Genomic DNA, 12,691 nt, shown 5'->3' with positions numbered 1-12,691 from the left:
GAGAACCGGCTTTTAATGAACCCAAGCTGTAAACGATTTCACCCCAAGGCCAGCTATGCTGGCCTGAAATTCGAAGATTCCGGAGGGTTGGCACGATGAAGGTACCCCGCGTATTGGCACTGGCAGTACTGGCGGCAGCCGTGGTCGGCTGCAAGCCGCAGGCGCAGGAAACGCCAGCCAAACCCAAGCCGCCGGTCATCCTCGTAGAGGCCGACGTTCCCCCGCGCCCGATGAAACCAGAACTGCCCCCGCTGTTCGACGATATCGAACGCCGCACGTTCCAGTTCTTCTGGGACACCACCAATGAAATCAACGGGCTCAGCCCGGACCGCTATCCGTCGCGCCCGTTTGCCAGCATCGCCTCGGTGGGCTACGCGCTGACCGCGTACCCGATCGGCGTGGAAAACGGCTGGGTCAGCCGTACCCAGGCGGTGGACCGCACGCTGACCACGCTGAAGTTCTTCCGCGACATGCCGATGGGCCCGCAGCGCACCGGCAAGGGCGGCTACAAGGGTTTCTACTACCACTTCCTGGACATGCAGCAGGGCCACCGCTATGACAGCTGGGTGGAACTGTCCAGCGTGGACACCGCATTGCTGATGATGGGCGTGCTGTTCGCGCAGTCGTACTACACCGGCGACGATTCGCGCGAAAAAGAAATCCGCGCCATCGCCGATACGCTGTACAAGCGCGTGGACTGGCCGTGGCTGCAGCAGCGCGCCCCGCTGATCTCGATGGGCTGGTTCCCCGAAAGCGGCTTCATCGACCACGACTGGATGGGCTACAACGAGGCGATGATGGTCTACATCCTCGCGCTGGGTTCGCCCACCCACCCGGTGAGCCCGGATGCGTGGACGGTGTGGACGCGCACCTACGACAACGACTGGGGCGTGTTCCAGGGCCAGGAATACCTGTCCTTCGGCCCGCTGTTCGGCCACCAGTACACCCACGTCTGGATCGACTTCCGCGACATCCAGGACGCGTACATGCGCGAACGCGGCAGCACCTACTTCCTCAACAGCCGCTCGGCCGCGCTGGCGCAGCGCGAGTACGCCATCGCCAACCCGGCGCAGTGGAAGGAGTACGGCGAAAATGTGTGGGGTTTGACCGCCAGCGACGGCCCGCAGAACACCACGCAGGAATTCCGCGGCGAGCAGCGCCAGTTCCGCCACTATTCCTCGCGCGGCGCCGGCCTGCGCGAGAACTTCGACGACGGCACCATCGCCCCGACGGCGGCGATCTCCTCGGTGGTGTTCGCGCCGGAAGAAGTGATCCCGGCCACGCTGGAAATGCACAAGCGCTACGGCGATTACCTGTATTCCAGCTACGGCTTCCTGGATTCGTTCAACCCCAGCTTCAATTTCGACATTCCGCTCAAGACCGGGCGCATCGTGCCGGACCGTGGCTGGGTGGCCAGTGATTACATCGGCATCGACCAGGGCCCGATCCTGACCATGATCGCCAACTACCGCAACGATTTCGTGTGGGACACGATGAAGAACAACCCGCACATCCGTCGCGGCCTGGAGCGCGCCGGTTTCACCGGCGGCTGGCTCACCCCGGAAGGCGAAGACCAGCCGATGGCGCTGGAGAAAGACGAGAAGGCCGCCTCGGCCCGCTCGATGGGCATCGCCGAATCCCGCGCGGCCGCCGCGCAGGAGCAGAAGAACAATTCCAATTCGAACCGCAACCAGCCCCAGGGGAAGTAAGCAGTGCCATTGTCGTCGCGCCCCAAGCTGTGGGTGAGTGTTCTGCTGCTGGTTGCCGGCAGCCTGTTGTTGAGTGCCTGCCGGAAGGAACCGGAAGGGGTGACCGTGCGTTTCTGGGCCATGGGCCGCGAAGCGGAAGTGGTCAGCGAACTGATCCGCGAATTCGAAGCCGACAATCCCGGCATCCACGTCGATGTGCAGAACATCCCGTGGACGGCCGCGCATGAGAAGCTGCTCACCGCTTTCGCCGCCGATGGCCTGCCGGACGTGTGCCAGCTGGGCAACACCTGGATTCCCGAGTTCGCCGAACTCAACACGCTGACCCCATTGGCGCCGTTCGTGGCCCAATCCAGGGTGGTCGACCCGGCCGATTACTTCCAGGGCATCTGGGATACCAACGTCATCAACGGCGAGCTGGTCGGGGTGCCGTGGTACGTCGATACGCGCCTGCTGTACTACCGCAAGGACCTGCTGGCCAAGGCCGGCTTCGACCACCCGCCGCGCACCTGGGACGAGTGGAACACCATGATGGCGGCGATCAAGAAGATGCAGGGTCCGGACCGCTACGCGGTGCTGATGCCGATCAACGAGTTCGAGCAGCAGCTGTCCTTCGCCCTGCAGCAGCCCGACCCGCTGCTGCGCGACCACGACACCCGTGGCAACTTCCGCAGCCCCGGCTTCCGCCGCACGCTGGCGTTCTACGAGAACATGTTCGCCCAGGGCTGGGCCCCGCGCATGTCCGAAACCCAGATCTCCAACGTGTGGGATGAGTTCTTCAAGGGCTTCAACGTGTTCTACCTGTCCGGCCCCTGGAACATCCGCGAGTTCAAGAAGCTGCAGCCGAAGGAACTGGAAGGCAAGTGGGGCACCGCCGCACTGCCGGGCCCGGACGGCCCCGGCGCAGGCATTGCCGGCGGTACCAGCCTGGTGATCTTCCGCGGCTCGCAGCAGAAGGAAGCGTCGTGGAAGCTGATCGAGTTCCTGTCGCGTCCGGACATCCAGCAGCGCTTCCATTCCATCATCGGTGACCTGCCGCCACGGCGCAGCACCTGGGAACACCCCTCGCTGGCCAACGACCCGCTGGCGCAGCCGTTCCGCGATCAGCTCGAGCGGGTGCGGCCGACGCCGAAGGTGCTGGAGTGGGAACGTATCGTGCAGGAAATGCGCATCGTCACCGAACAGGTGGTACGCGGTGGGCTGGATCAGGATGTAGCCGTGAATCGATTGGATGACCGCGTGGACAAGGTCCTGGCCAAGCGCCGCTGGATGCATGAGCAGCGTACCCAGGCCGAACAGGACGCCGCGCCGGAGGTGCTGCCATGAAGCAGCGCTCGCTTGCCGGCTGGATCTTCGCCGGCCCCTCGCTGCTGGTGATCGGGGTGTTCTTCGGCCTGCCGGTGTTCTCGGCGCTGGCGCTGAGCATCACCGACTTCGACCTGTACGCGCTCGCCGATGGCGGCAACCTGCGCTTCGTGGGCCTGGGCAACTACATCGACCTGCTGCAGACCCCGATGTTCTGGAAGTCGCTGTGGAACACCACGTACTTCGTGGTGGTCGGCGTGCCGATGTCCATCGGCGTGTCGCTCGGCGCGGCGATGCTGCTCAACGCCCCGGCCGCGCGCTTCAAGGCGCTGTTCCGCACCGCGCTGTTCGCCCCGGTGGTAACCACGCTGGTGGCGGTGGCGGTGATCTGGCGCTACCTGTTCCATACCAGCTACGGGCTGGTGAACTACGGCCTTGGCCATCTGGGGATCAGCCCGATCGACTGGCTGGGCGACCCGAACTGGGCGATGCCGACCATCATGCTGTTCGCGGTGTGGAAGAACTTCGGCTACAACATGGTGATCTTCCTGGCCGGCCTGCAGGCGATCCCGCATGACCTGTACGAGGCCGCGCGGATCGATGGCGCCTCGCGCTGGAAGCAGTTCCTGCACATCACCCTGCCGATGCTCGGCCCGGTGTTGCTGGTAGTGGGCGTGATCACCGTGTCCGGCTATTTCCAGCTGTTCGCCGAACCCTACGTGATGACCCGCGGCGACCCACTGCAGAGCACCGTGAGCGTGCTGTACTTCATGTTCGAGGAAGGCTTCAAGTGGTGGAACCTGGGCCGTGCGTCGGCCGTGGCGTTCCTGCTGTTCCTGATCATCCTGGCGGTAACCAGCCTGATGCTGCGTTTCGGCCGCAAGAGGCAGTTGGTATGAGTCGTGAGATTGGCCAGTCGCGCTGGCATGCGTGGTGGGTGAACGGCGGGTTGCTGGTGCTGGCCGCGGTCAGCCTGGCGCCGCTGCTGTGGATGCTGTCGGTGTCGTTCATGCCGACCGGCGAAGCGGCGCATTTCCCGCCGCCGCTGCTGCCCTCGTCGGTGACCACCAACAACTACCACGAGCTGTTCGCCCGCACCGGCATGGCCAACAACTTCGTCAACAGCCTGTTCGTCTCGCTGGCGATCACGCTGGGCTCGCTGCTGCTCAACACCATGGCCGGGTATGCGTTCGCCAAGCTGCGCTTCGTCGGCCGCGAGCGGATCTTCCAGGTGCTGCTGGCCGCGCTGGTGATCCCGGCGCAGGTGGCCATGCTGCCGCTGTTCCTGCTGATGAAACAGCTGGGCCTGGTCAACAGCTTCGGCGGCGTGATCGTGCCGGCGCTGGCCAGCGTGTTCGGCATCTTCCTGGTGCGCCAGTACGCGCGCTCGATTCCCGATGAGCTGCTGGAAGCGGCGCGTATCGACGGGGCAGGGGAGCTGCGCATCTTCTTCCAGATCGTGCTGCCGATGCTCAAGCCGGTGCTGGTGACCCTGTCGATCTTCACCTTCATGGGCGCCTGGAACGATTTCATGTGGCCGCTGATCGTGTTGACCGACCAGGAGCACTACACTCTGCCGGTTGCCCTGGCCACGTTGTCGCGCGAACACATCATGGACGTTGAAATGATGATGGCCGGCGCGGTGGTCACGGTGGTTCCGGTGCTGGCACTGTTCCTGGTGCTGCAGCGCTACTACATCCAGGGTCTGCTGCTGGGGAGTGTGAAAGGGTGAAGCGTGCCGTCGTCGCGGGGGTTCTGGGTCTGGGTCTGGTGTGGTCGATGGCGGCGCCTGCCGCGCCCCCGGCAGTGCCGGCGGCGCCCAAGGTCCTGGACAGCTTCGACGACATGTCGCCCTGGAAGCTGGTGGTGTCCGACCAGGTCAGCGGCTCGCTGCGCAGCGTGGCCGGCGCCAACGGCGGCCGCGCGCTGTGCGTGGACTACGACTTCCACGAGGTATCCGGCTACGTGGCGATCCGCCGCGAGTTGCCCGTCACCTGGCCGGACAACTACCAGGTCGGCTTCCAGCTGCGCGGCGATTCGCCTGGCAATGACCTGCAGTTCAAGCTGATCGATGCCAGCGGCGACAACGTGTGGTGGGTCAACCGCCCCGGCTATGCCTTCCCCAAGACCTGGACGCCGGTGCAGTACCGCCAGCGCCAGATCGAGAAGGCCTGGGGCCCGGACCCGGACAAGACCCTGCGTAAAAGCGCAGCAGTGGAGTTCACCATCTACAGCAAGGTCGGCGGGCGCGGCACGGTCTGCTTCGACCGGCTGACCCTGCAGGCGCTGCCGCCGGCCGATACCTCGGCGCTGGCGCCGTCGGTGATCGCCGATACCGCCACCGCGCTGCAGAGCCGTATTGCCGATGGCAAGCCGGACACGGTGTGGATCAGCGGTGGCGTGCCCGACCAGACCATCAGCCTGGACCTGCACAACGTGCGCGAGTTCGGCGGTGCGGTGATCCAGTGGGTGCCCGGCCTGGAAGCTACCCGCTACGTGGTGCGTGCCTCGGCCGATGGCCGGGACTGGCGCACCCTGCGCGAGATCACCGCCGGCGGTGGCGGCGAGCGCGACTGGGTGGCACTGCCCGATACCGAGGCGCGCTACCTGCGCTTCGACCTGCAGCACGGCAGCAGCTGGCGGTACGGCATCCGCGATATCGCGATCAAGCCGCTGGATTTCGCTGCTACGCCGAACGAGTTCGTTGAATCGGTCGGCGCCGACCTGACCCGTGGCTTCGTGCCGCGCGGCTTCAGCGGTGAACAGCCGTACTGGACCCTGCTCGGGCTGGACGGCGGCCGCGAACAGGCGCTGATCGGCGAAGACGGTGCATTGGAAGTGGCCAAGGCCAGCTTCAGCGTGGAGCCGTTCGTGGTGGTCGACAAGAAGGTGCTGAGCTGGGCCGATGTGGAGGCAAAGCAGTCGCTTCAGGACGATTACCTGCCCATTGCCAGCGTCGACTGGGCCCACCCCAAGGCCGCCTTGAAGGTGACCGGCTTCGTGCAGGGCAGCCCGGACAAGGCGCAGTTGGTAGGCCGCTACACGCTGCACAACCCGGACAAGGTGGCGCACGACTACACCCTGGCCCTGGCCGTGCGGCCGTGGCAGGTGAATCCGCCGCGGCAGTTCCTCAACACCGTGGGCGGCGTGAGCCGGATCGACACGCTGGAGTTCGAACCGGGCCAGGTCGAGGTCAACGGCAAGCCGCGTGTGTACCCGGTGCAGACGCCGGACGCCGCGTTCGCCAGCCCGTTCGACGGCAAGCTGGAGGTTACCCACCTGGCCACTGGCAATCTGCCCACCGCCACCGAAGTGCGCGATGCCACCGGGCTGGCCTCGGGCGCGCTGCTGTACCGCTGGCGGCTGGAGCCGGGGCAGAGCAGGGAGGTGGCCATCGTGCTGCCGCAGACCGGCGCGTGGACCACTCCGAAGGACTTCGACGCCAACAAGGCCCAGCAGCAGGTGGCCTCGATGTGGCGCACCAAGCTGGACCAGGTGGCGCTGCAGGTGCCAGCGGCGGGCAAGCCGCTGGCCGATACGCTGCGCACCGCACTGGCGCACATGCTGATCTCCCGGATCGGGCCAAGCCTGCAGCCGGGCACGCGCTCGTACTCGCGCAGCTGGATCCGCGATGGCGCGATGATTTCCGAAGGCCTGCTGCGCATGGGCCGCAGCGATGCGGTGCGTGAGTACGTGAACTGGTACGCGCCGTACCAGTTCGACAACGGCAAGGTGCCGTGCTGCGTCGACCCGCGCGGCGCCGACCCGGTGCCGGAAAACGACAGCCACGGCGAACTGATCTTCAACATCGCCGAGTACTGGCGCTACACCGGTGACAGCACCTTCCTGGAACTGATGTGGCCGCACGTGCAGGGCGCCTACCAGTACATGGAACAGCTGCGCCTGAGCGAACGCACCGAGGAAAACCGCGCGCGCAACCCGGCCTTCTTCGGGATGATGCCGGTGTCGATCAGCCACGAAGGCTATTCGGCCAAGCCCATGCATTCGTACTGGGACAACTTCTGGGCGCTGCGCGGTTACAAGGATGCGGCGATCATCGCCTCCACCCTGGGCAGGATGGAGGCGATGCAGATCGCCGAGTCGCGCGACCAGTTCCGTGACGACCTGCAGGCCTCGCTGCTGGCGGCCACGGCCCTGCACAAGATCGATTTCCTGCCCGGTTCGGCCGAGCTCGGCGATTTCGACGCGACCTCCACCACCATCGCGCTGGCCCCGGGCGGCGAACAGGGCCGCCTGCCGCAGCCGTACCTGGACAACACGTTCGAGCGCTACTGGAAGCAGTTCGAGGAACGCCGCGACGGCAAGCGCGAGTGGAAGGACTACACCCCGTACGAGTGGCGCAACGTGGCCGCGTTCGTGCGCCTGGGCTGGCGCGACCGCGCCTGGCAGGCCACCGAGTTCTTCTTCAAGGACCGCGCGCCGCAGGCCTGGAACCAGTGGGCCGAAGTGGTCTCGCACACGCCGCGCAAGCCGTTCTTCGTCGGCGACCTGCCGCATGCGTGGGTGGCCTCGGACTTCGTGCGCTCGGCGCTGGACATGTTCGCCTACAACCGCGACGTGGACGACAGCCTGGTGCTCGCCGCCGGCGTGCCCAGCCGCTGGCTGGACGGCGCGGGGGTCGGGGTGAAGGGGCTGCGCACGCCGAATGGGCAACTGAGCTACACACTGGCCCGCAGCGACCGGCAGCTCACGCTGCAGGTCGCGTCCGGGCTGCTGGTGCCGCAGGGCGGGGTGATCCTGCCGTGGCCGTTCAGTGGCGAACCGGGGGATACCACCATCAACGGCGAGCCGGCGCAGTGGCTCAACGGCGAGCTGCGCATCACCCAGGTGCCGGCCAAGGTGGAAGTGCAGATCCCGGCCTCGGTGCGGCGCGCCGAACGCAAGTCGCCGTGACCGCCGCGGTCGCGCGCCCCGGCATGCTTGGCGTGCTGCTGGCCGTTGCGCTGGCGGCATTGCCGGCGCGCGCGGCCGGGCCGGTGGAGCAGGGCATGAGCCTGGTGACCTTCAACCTGCACCACGACCGGGAAGACTGGCCGCAGCGGCGCCAGGTGATCCTGCGTGAGCTGCAGGCGCTGCAGCCCGATGCGATCGCGCTGCAGGAGGTGATCCAGAAGCCGCATGTGCGCAACCAGGCCGCCTGGCTGGCGCGCAGGCTCGGCTATGACTATCAGTTCGTGTCCACCGATCCGCCGGGGCGATTGAAGCGCTACGGCAATGCGCTGCTGACCCGGCGCCCGGTGCTGGCGCGCGGTGAACGGTTGCTGGCGCCGCTGACCGACTACCGCACCGTGGCGCACCTGCGTATCGATGTGGATGGGCAGCCAGTGAATGTCTATGCCACCCATCTCAACGAACGTTCGGATGAGCGTGGCAGCCGCATCCGTGCCGAGCAGGTGGCCGACCTGTTGACGTTCATCGCGACCACGTCGGGCGATGCGCCGGTGGTGATCGCGGGGGATTTCAATGCGCTGGTGGATGCGAGTGATCTGAGTGCGCTGCGCCAGCGTTATGGCGACAGCTACGGCAGCGTGCACGTGAACAACGAGCTGGCGCAGATCAGCACGTTGAACCGGCATTACTACGATGCGCCCTCGCGCATCGACCACATCTTTTTCCAGCAGGACAAACTGCTGGCCCGCGAAGCGCGGCTGCTGTTCGACCAGCCCTACGCCGAAGGGCGCTGGGCGTCGGACCATTACGGGGTGTGGACCCGCCTGCAGTTCGCGCCGTGAGGCAGGCAGCCACGCAGGGCGTGGCGCTACGTGATCTGGATCCAAAAAAAGACAGCGGCCCGAAGGCCGCTGTCTTTCTTTACCTTGCCGCTGGACCGGATCAGGCCTTGTCGGTCTTTTCCGGGTCCTGCTTGTCGGCATCGTCGGCCTTGGCGACATCGGTCGGGATGTCTTCGCGGGCTTCGGCGTGCGCGGCCTGGGCGGCGGCGTCGGTCGGTGCGGCGTCGCTGGCGGCGCTGCCGAACAGCTGGCCGTTCTGCACCGCCGGTGCAACGGCTGCCGATTCCGCGCGTGCCACCGGTGCCGGGGCAGCCGGCGCGGCTGGAACGGCGTCCACTGCATCCAGCATGCTGGTCTGCACCGGACGACCGGTTTCGGTCGGGCCCTTGTGCTCTACAACCGGCGCGCTGGTGCTGGCTTCGGCGGCCTTCGGGGTCTCGACGGCGACGGGTGCGGTCGGGGCCGGGGTCACCGGGGCCGGCGTCACGACGGGCGTTTCAATCGGCTTCGGCGCTTCGGTCACGACCGGGGCTTCGACTGCTTTCGGCGCTTCGGTCACGACTGGAGCGTCGACAGCCTTCGGCGCTTCAGCTGCGACCGGCGCTTCTACCGCTTTCGGCACTTCGGTCACAGCCGGGGCTTCAACAGCCTTCGGCGCTTCGGTCACGACCGGGGCGACCGGGGCTTCAACCGCCTTCGGTGCTTCCGCCACCACCGGCTTCTCAGCCTCCGGCGCCTTGGCGACCGGTGCCGAGGCCGGCATCGGCGATTCCACGAACGGCACGCGGTCGGTGTAGGACGGGGTGCGCTCTGCCACCGGCTCGGCCTTCGGGGCCGGGACGGCCTCGCTGTGACCGGCGGTCACCACCGGGCTGCTGACCACGGCCAGCGGCGCGGCGGCGGCCACGGCAGCCACCGGGGCCGGGCGCGGGGCCTGGACCGGTGCGGCCGGAGCAGCGGGGGCAGCGCCGTCGTCATCGAAATCGAACTCCGGGTTCGATCCGGTGCTGCGGGCGGCGGGGCGGGCGGCCTGGGCGGTGGTGTCACCGTCCTGGTCGCCGTCCTGCTCGTCACCGTCGGCGTCGTCATCCAGACCGCCGTCATCGTTCAGGCCATCGCTGCCTGCAGCCTGCTCGCCATTGCCACGACGACGGCGGCGGCCACCGCGACGGCCACGACGACGGCGCGAGGCGCCCTCGCCACTGGCATCATCGCCGGCGCCCGGCGCTTCGCCGTGCTCGTTGGCTTCGCCATCCACCGCAACGGCGGTCACCTGGTTCTCATCGGCCGGTGCGTTGTTCGACACCGGGGCCGCGGTCGGCGCCGTGGTCGCCGGGGTGGCGGCATCGGCCACGGTCACCGCGGCTGCAGCCAGCGCGGCATCGGCAGCGGTCACGCCGGTCTGCACCGGCTTGGCGGCATCGGCCTGCGGCTGACGCGCGGGCTTGTCGCCCTCGTTCTGCTGGCGCGGCGGCTTCTGCTTCTGGTTCTGGTTCAGCTTCGGCTGCTGCTGCTCATTGCGCGGGGCCTTGGGCTGCTGCTGCTCGTTGCGCGGCTTGCCCTGCTGGGCCTGGCCGGCGGCCGGTGCGGACGCCTGTGCGGCCACGTCCTGGCGGCGGTCATCGCGGCGCTCGCCCTTGCCGGCGCGTTCGCCACGGTCGTCGCGACGGTCCTTGCCACGGCCCTGGCCCTGCTGGCCCTGACCCTGACCCTGGCCACGTTCGCCACGCTCATCGCGGCGGCCGTTGCGGTCCTTGCCGTTGCGGTCCTTGTTACGGCCGTTGCGGTTGCCGTCCTGGGCCGGGCGCGCGTTGGTCTGCGGGGCGGCGGCCGGAGCCGGTTCGCCACCAAAGATGCGCTTGAGCCAGCCAACCACGCCGGTGGCGGCCGGTGCAGCGACCGGCGCCGGGGCGACCGGGGCCGGGGCAGCAGCCACCGGTTCGGCAACCTCGCGGACCGGCGCCGGGGAGCTGTGCTTGACGTTGGTGACCGCCGGGGCAACCGGGATGTTCAGCTGCGCCTTGGTCAGGGCATGCACCGGCAGCTTGCGCGGGGTGCCACGCTGGTAGCTCGGCTTGCCGCTTTCTTCGCCCAGCTCGTTTTCACGCAGGCGGGTCACTTCGTAATGCGGCGTGTGCAGCTGCTCGTCGGCCACGATCACGATCGGCGCGTCATGGCGCTGTTCGATCTCGCGCAGGGCGCTGCGCTTTTCGTTGAGCAGGTAGTTGGCGATCTCCACCGGGGCCTGGACCAGCACCTGCCCGGTGTTTTCCTTCATCGCATGCTCTTCGGCGACGCGGATGATCGACAGCGACAGCGATTCCACCGAGCGCATGCGGCCATGGCCGTCGCAACGCGGGCAGACGATCTGGCTGGATTCGCCCAGGCTCGGGCGCAGGCGCTGGCGGCTCATTTCCATCAGGCCGAAGCGCGAAATGCGGCCCAGCTGCACGCGCGCACGGTCGTACTTGAGCGCGTTCTGCAGGCGGTTCTCGACCTCACGCTGGTGCTTGTTGGAGGACATGTCGATGAAGTCGATCACCACCAGGCCGCCCAGGTCGCGCAGGCGCAGCTGGCGGGCCACTTCCTCGGCCGCTTCCAGGTTGGTCTGGAACGCGGTGTCCTCGATGTCACTGCCCTTGGTGGCGCGCGAGGAGTTCACGTCGATGGCGGTCAGCGCTTCGGTCTGGTCGACCACGATCGAGCCGCCCGAGGGCAGGCGCACGTTGCGTTCATAGGCGCCTTCGATCTGCGATTCGATCTGGAAGCGGTTGAACAGCGGAATGTCGTCGGTGTAGTGCTTGAGTTTGCGCAGGGTCTGCGGCATCACCTGCTGCATGAATTCGCGGGCGGTGTCGTACAGCTCCTGGGTATCGACCAGGATCTCGCCCACGTCGGCGCGCAGGTAGTCGCGCAGGGCGCGCACGATCAGGCGCGATTCCTGGTAGATCAGGAACGGGGCCGGCTTGGTCAGCGCCGCTTCGGCGATCGACTTCCAGACCTGCAGCAGGTAGTCCAGGTCCCACTGCAGCTCTTCGGCATCGCGGCCGACGCCGGCGGTGCGGATGATCACGCCCATGTCGTCGGGGATGTTCAGCTTGTCCAGCGCTTCCTTCAGCGCGGCGCGGTCTTCGCCCTCGATGCGACGCGACACGCCACCGGCGGTGGGCGAGTTCGGCATCAGCACCATGTAGCGGCCGGCCAGGGAGATGAACGTGGTCAGGGCGGCGCCCTTGTTGCCACGCTCTTCCTTGTCGACCTGGACCACCACTTCCTGGCCTTCACGCAGCAGTTCGCGGATGCCGGCCTTGTTGTGGTCGACCCCGGCCTGGAAGTAATCGCGGGAGATTTCCTTCAGCGGCAGGAAGCCGTGGCGTTCGCCACCGTATTCCACGAAGGCCGCTTCCAGCGACGGCTCAAGGCGCGTGATGCGGCCTTTGTAGATGTTCGACTTCTTCTGTTCCTTGGACGGCTGTTCGATGTCGATGTCGTACAGCGTCTGGCCATCCACGATGGCTACCCGCAGCTCTTCAGCCTGCGTGGCGTTGATCAGCATTCGCTTCATATTGCGTTCCTCGCGCGCTGCTACCGCGCGGAACGCCATGGGGTTTCGCTTCTGGTCACGCTTGCACGCCCATCGCGCATGCGCGGGGAGGGCGGCTTGGGTTTCCAGCGCTACAACACCACGGCAGGCCGCGGGAGCGCTTCATTTTGTTTTGGTTTGGGTGTTGCGGGCCGGAGGCAGCTTTCAGCCAGGCTGGAGCGCCACAGGGACATTTTTTCAGCGCAGACGCGTGTCAGGCATCCGGCGATGGCCGGGACTGCCGGTGAGCCGCTAACATGGCCGCCCCGGGGGCGGTGGCTGCGCACTGTGCCGGAATCGAGGGAAGTCGGGCTTCTGGCCCAGAGCAACTTCCAACGAAATCA

7 protein-coding genes are annotated in these 12,691 nt (G+C 67.1%); 6 read left to right on the top strand and 1 reads right to left on the bottom strand.

Features of this window, described 5'->3' with window-relative positions; translation table 11 throughout:
* Window positions 1-95: 95 nt before the first annotated feature.
* The 6 genes from AC06E7_RS18405 to AC06E7_RS18380 are packed head-to-tail and all read left to right on the top strand — an operon-like array spanning window position 96 to window position 8,764.
* Entirely contained in the window at window positions 96-1,709 is a 1,614-nt protein-coding gene (locus tag AC06E7_RS18405) for a glucoamylase family protein (RefSeq protein WP_184126627.1), read from the top strand.
* A gap of 27 nt (window positions 1,710-1,736) precedes the next feature.
* Window positions 1,737-3,032 (top strand): sugar ABC transporter substrate-binding protein, encoded by a 1,296-nt coding sequence (locus AC06E7_RS18400; RefSeq protein ID WP_478065572.1) that lies wholly within the window; start codon window positions 1,737-1,739, stop codon window positions 3,030-3,032.
* Window positions 3,029-3,910: a carbohydrate ABC transporter permease gene (locus AC06E7_RS18395; RefSeq protein WP_068853081.1), complete on the top strand. Its 882-nt coding sequence runs from the start codon at window positions 3,029-3,031 to the stop codon at window positions 3,908-3,910. The genes AC06E7_RS18400 and AC06E7_RS18395 overlap by 4 nt, the downstream gene beginning before the upstream one ends.
* Window positions 3,907-4,743 carry a carbohydrate ABC transporter permease gene (locus AC06E7_RS18390; RefSeq protein ID WP_068853078.1) on the top strand — a complete coding sequence of 279 codons (837 nt, stop codon included), beginning with the start codon at window positions 3,907-3,909 and terminating at the stop codon, window positions 4,741-4,743. The genes AC06E7_RS18395 and AC06E7_RS18390 overlap by 4 nt, the downstream gene beginning before the upstream one ends.
* 47 nt (window positions 4,744-4,790) lie before the next feature.
* Window positions 4,791-7,925 carry a discoidin domain-containing protein gene (locus AC06E7_RS18385; RefSeq protein ID WP_478065558.1) on the top strand — a complete coding sequence of 1,045 codons (3,135 nt, stop codon included), beginning with the start codon at window positions 4,791-4,793 and terminating at the stop codon, window positions 7,923-7,925.
* Between the two features lie 23 nt (window positions 7,926-7,948).
* Window positions 7,949-8,764, top strand: coding sequence for an endonuclease/exonuclease/phosphatase family protein (locus AC06E7_RS18380; RefSeq protein WP_478065571.1), 816 nt, complete (start codon window positions 7,949-7,951; stop codon window positions 8,762-8,764).
* Window positions 8,765-8,864: 100 nt separating this feature from the next.
* Here AC06E7_RS18380 and rne read toward each other — a convergent pair whose 3' ends face one another.
* Window positions 8,865-12,329: a ribonuclease E gene (rne, locus tag AC06E7_RS18375; protein WP_478065557.1), complete on the bottom strand. Its 3,465-nt coding sequence runs from the start codon at window positions 12,327-12,329 to the stop codon at window positions 8,865-8,867.
* Window positions 12,330-12,691: the final 362 nt, after the last annotated feature.

The organism is Stenotrophomonas sp. Steno-Z4 (genome assembly GCF_056393145.1).
The sequence above is the reverse complement of the archived record's forward strand: the minus strand, read 5'-3'. Positions and strand labels throughout refer to the sequence as shown.

Excerpts from the sequence above, each read along its gene's own strand:
- AC06E7_RS18385 (WP_478065558.1), top strand. The coding sequence starts at position 4,791 with ATGGCGGCGCCTGCCGCGCCCCCGGCAGTGCCGGCGGCGCCCAAGGTC.
- AC06E7_RS18390 (WP_068853078.1), top strand. The coding sequence starts at position 3,907 with ATGAGTCGTGAGATTGGCCAGTCGCGCTGGCATGCGTGGTGGGTGAAC.
- AC06E7_RS18380 (WP_478065571.1), top strand. The coding sequence starts at position 7,949 with ATGCTTGGCGTGCTGCTGGCCGTTGCGCTGGCGGCATTGCCGGCGCGC.
- AC06E7_RS18405 (WP_184126627.1), top strand. The coding sequence starts at position 96 with ATGAAGGTACCCCGCGTATTGGCACTGGCAGTACTGGCGGCAGCCGTG.
- rne (WP_478065557.1), bottom strand. The coding sequence starts at position 12,329 with ATGAAGCGAATGCTGATCAACGCCACGCAGGCTGAAGAGCTGCGGGTA.
- AC06E7_RS18395 (WP_068853081.1), top strand. The coding sequence starts at position 3,029 with ATGAAGCAGCGCTCGCTTGCCGGCTGGATCTTCGCCGGCCCCTCGCTG.